Below are 7,689 nucleotides of genomic sequence, written 5' to 3' on the forward strand. Positions count from 1 at the left end.
CGACAGCTACATCGGGCAAGAGAACTACCCGAGCATGCCCGCTGACCACGCTGCCGCACCGCGAAACTCCAAGATCCCCGACAGAGTCAAGCTAAGCAGCCATCACCCTCGCAGCCCTGCTGATGTGGGCGTGACATTTGACGACAGAACCTAGCGTCCTCCGTGTGCTGCTGCGGAAAAGGGGACCGCAAGGGACTGCTCGGCAAGGCCGTCCTGGACGGCGCCGATCTCGAGGACTGGACCAACTGCCCACTGCCTTGGCCACTTTGGACGGCATCCCCTTCCAGCCCCGGCGCACCGCACCGGTCGGGCCGGCCTTCCACCGCGGCACCTTCGAGGTGACCGAGATCGCCGACACCTTCCTCCACCTCGATGGCTGGATCAAGGGCAATGCCTGGATCAACGGGTTCCCGCTCGGCCGCTACTGGTCCCGCGGACCTCAGCGGTCCCTGTACGTCCAGGCACCCGTGCTGCGCAAGGGAACCAACGAGATCGTCGTCCTGGAACTTCACGCCGCCCACCGGGCCGGCACGGTTGCCTTCCACGCGCAGGCGGATCTCGGTCCGACCGAGGAGTAGGACGGGCTACGTCGCCCAACGGCGGCTTTTCTCCGGGGCATCGGGCATCGGGCATCGGGGACCAGGTTGGCGTCGGTCGCCTCCAGTGGGGGGTGGGGATTGCACCGTGGTTACCGTGGCCGACGGTCGGTAACGTGACTGTTTGCAGGGAGAGTTGACGACACTCCAGGTGGCGTGCCCGTCCCACGACGGGCTCTGGGAACTAGGCGGGGGTGGCTGTGGGGCGGAGTGCGCAACCGGGCCAGGTGATCGGGGGGCGGTACCAGCTGGTCTCCGACCTCGGATCAGGAGGGTTCGGACGGGTCTGGAAGGCCCGCGACGAAACCCTGCGTATCGATGTGGCGATCAAAGAGGTCTGGCTGCCTCCAGCGGTGTCCGAGACCGAACAGACCGAACGATTGACCCGCGCCGCGCGCGAGGCCCGCAACGCAGCCCGGCTGCGCGACCACCCGAACATCGTTGCCGTTCACGACGTCGTCCTCCAGGACGGCCTCCCCTGGATCGTCATGCAGTTGGTCGACGGCTGCTCCCTGGAGGAACACCTCGCCACGCACGGACCACTGTCGGTGGAGCACGCCGAGAAGGTTGCCCAGGCGCTGCTGTGGGCGCTCGGCGCAGCGCACGAGGCGGGGATCGTGCACCGTGACGTCAAACCGGCCAATGTCATGCTCGCCAGGGGCGGCGAAGTGCTGCTCACCGACTTCGGGATCGCGATCCATCACGCCGACACCGCATTGACCACCACCGGGGCGATCATCGGCTCGGTGGAGTACATGGCCCCCGAGCGGGTGCGTGGCACCGACGGACTGCCCGCCGGCGACCTGTTCTCGCTGGGGGTGACGCTGTACCAGGCTGTCGAGGGCCTTTCACCATTCCGCCGGGGCACACCCACCGGATGCATGGCGGCGGTCCTGTTCGAAGAGGCCCCGCCGCCGAAGCGGGCGGGCCGTCTCGCACCGCTCGTCACGGCCCTCCTGGGCAAGGACCCGGACCGGCGCCCGGACACCCGAGCGGGCCTGGCCCTGCTCGCCTCGCCCACCGAGCCCTGGACCGTACACCGTGCGCCCAGGACCGAGGCGTACACACGGATCGCAGGGGCCCTCCGGGCACTGGCCGAGGCCCGGACTGCCGAGGTCACACGGACGGTCAGAGCCTTACGCCGTCCGACCGGAACGAGGGCCGAGTCCGGCGCCAGGGCGACAACCCCGGTCCGGACACGGGCCGAGGCCCGCACTGCCGAGGTCACGCGGGCGGCCGGAGTCGCACGCCGTCCGGCCGGAACGAGGGCCGAGTCCGGTGCTACGGCGACAACCCCGGTCCGGGCGCCGGCCGAGGCCCGGACCACCGAGGTCACGGGGACGGCCGGAGTCGCACGCCGCCCGCCCGGGGCGACGGCCACGTCCGGCGTCACGGCTACACCCGCACGGCCACGGTCCGGGACGGCGCTTCGGGTCGCCGGGGGCATTGCGCTGGTGGTAGCCATCGGGACAGGCGTGGTCATAGCGCAGTCCGGCGGCGGCACCGGCGACAAGGAAGTCTGCGACCGGGCGTTCGAGGACATCGCGGTGTTCCAGCGGACCTATCCCTCGTTCACCGGGGAGTCGACCGATGACCCGGCGGCCAAGGCGGCTGCCGACCGGCTGGCAGCGGACCTCCGCGCCCAGCAGGCCAAGGCAAGCGATACGAACGTGAACATCGCGCTCGGCAATTACGCAGTCGCCGCCCCGGCCAACGTCGGCGACGCCAGTCGGACCCAGATGTATGACTACCTCCTCTCGGCATGCCAGAAGGTCGGCAGCACTCCTCAGAGCTCCTGAGCGAGCCGACCTGGCGGGCTCAACCAGGTTCTCTGGCAGCACCCCATCCAGGCCCAGGGCGAGAGCCGGGCCGACAACAAGCCCCGGCCCACGGTCCGACGCCGGCGGCGGCCGCCTGAAGTGCGCTGACGACGTCCAACGGGTCCCCCGCGATGGAGACGGGAGGGAGGGGCATTGCGGGCGATGGTGTGGTGCCAGCCCGCCCGATTGCCTTCCTGGCAAGATGGCGGCATGGAACGTGTGCTTGGAATCGGTGGATATTTCATGCGGGCCGCCGACCCGGAGGTGCTGAGCGCGTGGTATCGGGATTGCCTGGGCCTGGACGCCGATGAGAACGGCCTGTGGCGTCAGGGAGCCGGGCCGACGGTGTTCGCGACGTTCGAGTCCGAGACCGACTACTTCGGGTCCCGCGCCCAGCAAACCATGCTCAACTTCCGGGTCCGCGACCTGGATGCGATGCTCGCGCAGTTGCGCGCCAAGGGAGCGGACGTGGCCAAAGAAACGCAGGACATGGAGGGGGTCGGTCGATTCGGCTGGGTCACCGATCCGGAGGGCAATCGGGTCGAGCTGTGGCAGCCCGCCTGACCGTGTCTCCACGCAAGCGGTGACGGGCTGGTGATCCACTGGGTTGTCGAGGTATGAACCTTGGTCAGGCCCGCACGGCCAAGTCCTCTTTCGCCTTCTGCGGGCTGTCACGGGAACACGCTGGTGGGCTTGATGAGCTTGTCACCGAACTCGCGCCCCAGGGGGAGGCGCGATGCGAGCCCGGACGCTGCCAGCGGCGCCGCTGGCCGACGTGTTCGCCTGCGCCCAGGCCGAAATCGTCACGCTGCGCATCGACGGCATCGAAACCCCGGTCCGTCGGCCGAAGACCGGACGCCCCGGACGGGCCGGACGGGCCACCTTCGTCTCCGGCAAGCGCAAGCGGAACACCCTCAAGTCCACCACCATCAGCGACGGCCGAGGACGCACCCCGCGGCCGGGGGCCGCAGCCTGACTGCGGCTGCTCGCCCCTGAGCGCGGGGTCCGCTCGGCCGCTCGTCGGCGGTCGCGTGGACCCCGCGCTCATGAGGTACGGGGGTCAGTTGCAGGTCAACTGCCGGTCAGCAGCCGCCGGACGACATATCCGGCGGAGTCCACACCGGAGCTGCCGCCTTCGACGAGGGCTGCGACCGAGATGCGGGAGTTGTAGGCGGTCAGCCAGCCGTTGGTGTGGTCCCCCTCCTCCGCTGTGCCCGTCTTGGCCCCGACGCCTCCCAGCCCGCCCAGCCGGGGAGCCGCAGTGCCGCTGGTGGCCACGCTGCGCATCATCGACTGCAGATACCCCGCCGTGCGGGAGGAGATGGGCCGGGACGCGGTGTCCTGGTGCTGTCCCGGCAGAATGACCGGCTGCTCGAAGCCGACGTTGCGGACGGTCGCCGCCACGGACGCCATGAACAGCGGTGTGGCCGTGACCTTGCCCTGACCGATGAACTGGGCCGCCTGGTCGCCGCCCTGCACGTCCGGCGGGATACTCGGGTCGGTCGTGGCGACCCCGCCGCCGATGGACCAGCTGCCCATGCCGAAGACGTTCACGGCCTCGTCGTGCAGCGCGGAGGCGTCGCTGTCATGGACCAGGTAGTGGAAGCCGTCCTTGATGAAGGAGGTGTTGCACGACACGGCGAACGCCTGGGCGAGGGTGGAGCGGGGGTTGGCCCTCACACCGGGGTCGTTGTGGAACATCTGGCTGTTGGCCATCAGCGAGTCGGTGCACGGCGCCGGACTGCTCGCCGTGAGGCCTGCCCGGTCGAACAGGGCCGCAGAAGTGATGATCTTCATCGTGGAGCCCGGCGACTTGATGCCGTTGATGGCGATGTCCCCGTCCGCGCCTGTATGCGCGATCGCCAGGATGTGGCCGTTCCTCCAGTCGAGTGCCACGGTGCCGGCGGGGTTCTCCTGGAGATGGGAGTCCTTCACCGCGTTCTCGGCCACCGCTTGGAGACGGGCGTCGATGGTCGTCCTGACAACGGGGGCTCGCCCCTTGGAGAAGACCTTCAGCGTCCTGACGCCGGCCCCGCCGCCGTCGACCACAGCGACGCCTGTGCCGGTGCTGCCACCGATGGGCCTCGCGTTCTGGCGGATCGTCGTCGTGATGTCCCGCAGGGACGGGAAGGCGGACAGGTCCGTCTTCCCGTCGCTCGCGACGACCTTCGCCGCATTCGCGCCGACCGGCAGCTTGCCCGCGGTCAGTGACTGGCCGTCACTCAAGCCCGGATAGAGCACCGAGTTGTTCCAATGGACCGCGAGCAGGCCGCTCGTACTCTTCAGCACCGCCACCGCACTCGAGTACGTCCATGTGCCGCCCGCGACCTGGGCGGTGACGTCGAAGGTGACCTTGGTGGCGCCCCGCGTCACCGTCGATGGACCTGCGGAGAGAACGCGATCGAACGACAGCTTCTTCAGATGCAGGCCGTCCGTGTACTCCCGCAGTGCCAGTGAGGCGGCGTCCGGCACGTCCGTATCGCTCGCCGCGCCTTCGAGGTGCTGGTGCGACCAGCTGTCCAGGAACGCGCGGGCCAGCTTGACCGCTTCGTCCCCCGACGGCGGCGTACTCGACACCGCTGTTGGGTCGAAGCTGCGCGCAGCCTTCGTCCGAGCGTCGCCCGAGGAATCTGAGGTCAGGCTGTGCATGATGTTGTACGTACCGATTCCCCCGAGGACGAGCAGCGCGGTGCACGTACCGGCGAGGCCGATCTTCACAGCTCTGTTCATGCGCCGGATCGTATGTATGTTCCATGCAGAGGTGTGCCGGGCTTCTGCAGATCGTTACCGGACCGTCAACGTGCGTGGTGACGTTGATGCCTTCTCCGGTCGCCTCTCCGCGTAGACCGCAGTTTGTCGGCCGATGCGGACACGGTGCGCTGAGCGTGCAGGCCGAGGACGACGGCTCCGGGGTGGGTGGATGTCTTATCGACCGTCCAGCTCGGCAAGACCCTGAACACCGAACCCACCCAGCCCGCAGGACTGTTGCGGTCCCGGCTCGTCCTGACCGCATGGCGGCTGCTCGGCGACGCCTGCTGCCTCGTTGTGTGTGCTTCAGGCGGGGTCGGGGGCGCCGAGCCAGTGGTGGAGGGTTTGGGTCAGCTGGTCGGGGTCGGTGCCTACGTAGGCGATGTATCCGTCGGGGCGGATGAGGAGCGGGGCGTCGGGGAGGGGGTGAGGGTGGGGGGCGGTCGTGGTGATGGTGGTGAGGCGGTCTTTCCAGCCCGTGGTGTTGGGCTGGGGTGTGGTGGTGGGGGTGATGAGGAGCATGTGCGCGGAGTGGAGGAGCTGGGTGGTGTGGGTGGGGCCGGTGGTGGTGTTGAGCGTGCGTGGGGGGAGGCGGTGGCCGGTGAGGGGGTTGGCGTCGGTGCCGGGGGTGGTGTAACGGATGTCGGTGTGGCTGATGGTGCCCGCGAGGTGCTTTTGGACGTCGGTGAGGGTGAGGAGTTCGGCGAAGAGGTCGCGAAGGGCCTGGGACTGATCGCCGCCGAAAATGGCTTGGCCTTGGGCCCGGGTGTTGGTGAGGAGGCGTTGGCCGACGGGGTGGCGTTCGTCGTGGTAAGTGTCGAGGAGGTGCGCGGGAGCCCAGCCTTGGGTGGTGCCGGCAAGCTTCCAGCCGAGGTTGACGGCGTCCTGGATTCCGGTGCTCATGCCTTGGCCGCCGACGGGGAGATGGATGTGGGCGGCGTCGCCGGCGAGGAGGACGCGGTTGTCGCGGTAGGTGGCGGCTTGGCGGGTGGCATCGGTGAAGGAGCTGGTCCAGTGGGGGGTGGCGGTGGTGATGTCCTCACCGGTGACACGGTGCCAGGCGGCGGCGATGTCGGAGAAGGTGGGGGTTTCGGTGTGGTGGTCGAGGGGGGTGTTGTACTCGGAGAGGATGATGCGGGTGGTGGTGTCGTCGACGGGGAAGGTTTGCACGAGGCCGGTGGGGAGGCGTTCGCCGAAGGGGCGGGGGCGTACGTCGGTCCCGGTGACGTCGGCCAGGTGCATGACCTGGGTCCCGGGGGTGCCGGGGAAGTCGATGTGGGCAGCTTTGCGAACGGGGCTGTGGGCGCCGTCGGCGCCGACGACGTAGAGGCTGTGTAGTTGGCGTTCGCCCTGGGGGGAGCGGACGGTGATGGTGACGCCTTCTTCGTCCTGGGCGAGGTTGAGGAACTCGTGGCCACGGCGGATGTTGGCGCCGAGTTCGCGGGCCCATTCCTCGAGTACGGCTTCGGTCTGGGACTGGGGGATACCGCGGGCTCCGAAGTTGGCGTCCTCGAGGACCGTGTAGTCGAAGGGGATACCGCCGAAGTGGCCCATCGGGCTCGTTTCCACGGTGCCGAAGCGGGGGAGGAGGCCGCGCTGGTCGAAGGATTCCAGGGCGCGGGTGGTGAAGCCGAGGGCGCGGGACTGGCCGGCGGATTGTTCGAGTTGTTCGGTGACGATGACGCTGGCGCCGCCCAGGCGTAGTTCTGCAGCCAGCATGAGGCCGGTGGGCCCGGCTCCGACGATGATGACGTCCGCGTCCAGCTTCCTGCCCATGTCGGTCCTTTCCTCGTGCGCGTGGGCACGGTGGTGTCAGGGGGTGGGTGGGGGGTTGTGCGGGTTCGCCTTGCGCGGCCGGTGTGGCCTGGGGCCGAGGGCGTTCTTCCGACGGTTGCCTGGCCGGTGGCGTGAGCGAAGTGCGGGGGCTACGCGGCCCCATGCCGGTGTGGCTGGGGGTGCGAGGGCACGTCGGACGGGGGAGGTTGTAGCCGCCGTCCACGGGCCTCCCCTTCGTTTGGATCTCTCCCCGCCCATGGTGTCCGTTGGGGCTTGAGGGGGGCTCAGGTTTTCCTGGAGGGTGGTTGGTTTGTTGCGTGGGTGGGGTGGGGTTGTGGGGGTTGTGGGGTGTGGGTGGGTCGTTGAGGGGTGGGGGTTGGTTGATCGTTGGGGGTGGTGGTGTCAGGATACGAACTAGGCGGTTTTTTTTGTTGGTTGGGTGTTGGTGTCGGGTGTGGAGGTGGGGTTGTGGTTTTGCAGGAGAGGGCGGTGAGGACGAGGCGGGCGATTTTGGTGGCGGCTGCTGGGGTGTTTGCGGAGGTGGGGTTTGAGGCGGCGACGATTGCGGAGATTTTGCAGCGGGCGGGGGTGACGAAGGGGGCGTTGTATTTTCATTTTGCGTCGAAGCAGGAGTTGGCTCAGGCGGTGTTGGCGGGGCAGTTGGCGGCGGTTCCTGTGCCGCCGCGGCAGGAGTTGGTGTTGCAGCAGGGTTTGGATGAGGCGTTTTTGATTGCTCATTTGCTGTCGAT

At 68.6% G+C, this 7,689-nt stretch carries 5 protein-coding genes and 2 pseudogenes; 5 read left to right on the plus strand and 2 right to left on the minus strand.

Going from position 1 to position 7,689, the window contains the following annotated elements; genetic code table 11:
- Positions 1-311 precede the first annotated feature (311 nt).
- The 4 genes and pseudogenes from ABZ471_RS46690 to ABZ471_RS46705 form a co-directional block, all read left to right on the plus strand.
- Positions 312-578, plus strand: a pseudogene (locus ABZ471_RS46690) (beta-galactosidase); the annotation flags it as partial.
- A 245-nt stretch (positions 579-823) separates the two neighbouring features.
- On the plus strand, positions 824-2,395 hold the full coding sequence (locus ABZ471_RS46695; RefSeq protein WP_359075244.1) for a protein kinase: 1,572 nt from the start codon (positions 824-826) through the stop codon (positions 2,393-2,395).
- A 231-nt stretch (positions 2,396-2,626) separates the two neighbouring features.
- Positions 2,627-2,980: a VOC family protein gene (locus tag ABZ471_RS46700; RefSeq protein WP_359075245.1), complete on the plus strand. Its 354-nt coding sequence runs from the start codon at positions 2,627-2,629 to the stop codon at positions 2,978-2,980.
- A 202-nt stretch (positions 2,981-3,182) separates the two neighbouring features.
- Positions 3,183-3,368: pseudogene (locus tag ABZ471_RS46705) on the plus strand (IS5/IS1182 family transposase); the annotation flags it as partial.
- A 119-nt stretch (positions 3,369-3,487) separates the two neighbouring features.
- Here ABZ471_RS46705 and ABZ471_RS46710 read toward each other — a convergent pair.
- Together ABZ471_RS46710 and ABZ471_RS46715 are read right to left on the minus strand one after the other, a co-directional pair.
- A complete protein-coding gene (locus ABZ471_RS46710; protein WP_359075246.1) occupies positions 3,488-5,146 on the minus strand; it encodes a penicillin-binding transpeptidase domain-containing protein in 1,659 nt (552 codons plus the stop codon).
- Between the two features lie 324 nt (positions 5,147-5,470).
- Entirely contained in the window at positions 5,471-6,940 is a 1,470-nt protein-coding gene (locus ABZ471_RS46715; protein WP_359075247.1) for an FAD-dependent monooxygenase, read from the minus strand.
- Positions 6,941-7,408: 468 nt separating this feature from the next.
- Here ABZ471_RS46715 and ABZ471_RS46720 point away from each other — a divergent pair.
- A partial coding sequence (locus ABZ471_RS46720; protein ID WP_359075248.1) for a helix-turn-helix domain-containing protein occupies positions 7,409-7,689 on the plus strand: 281 nt, incomplete at its 3' end.

It is taken from the genome of Streptomyces sp. NPDC005728 (genome assembly GCF_040630895.1).
GTDB lineage: Bacteria > Actinomycetota > Actinomycetes > Streptomycetales > Streptomycetaceae > Streptomyces.

What these genes read in the sequence shown, in the direction of transcription:
- ABZ471_RS46710 (WP_359075246.1), bottom strand. Translation starts at nt 5,146, where the DNA reads ATGAACAGAGCTGTGAAGATCGGCCTCGCCGGTACGTGCACCGCGCTG.
- ABZ471_RS46700 (WP_359075245.1), top strand. Translation starts at nt 2,627, where the DNA reads ATGGAACGTGTGCTTGGAATCGGTGGATATTTCATGCGGGCCGCCGAC.
- ABZ471_RS46715 (WP_359075247.1), bottom strand. Translation starts at nt 6,940, where the DNA reads ATGGGCAGGAAGCTGGACGCGGACGTCATCATCGTCGGAGCCGGGCCC.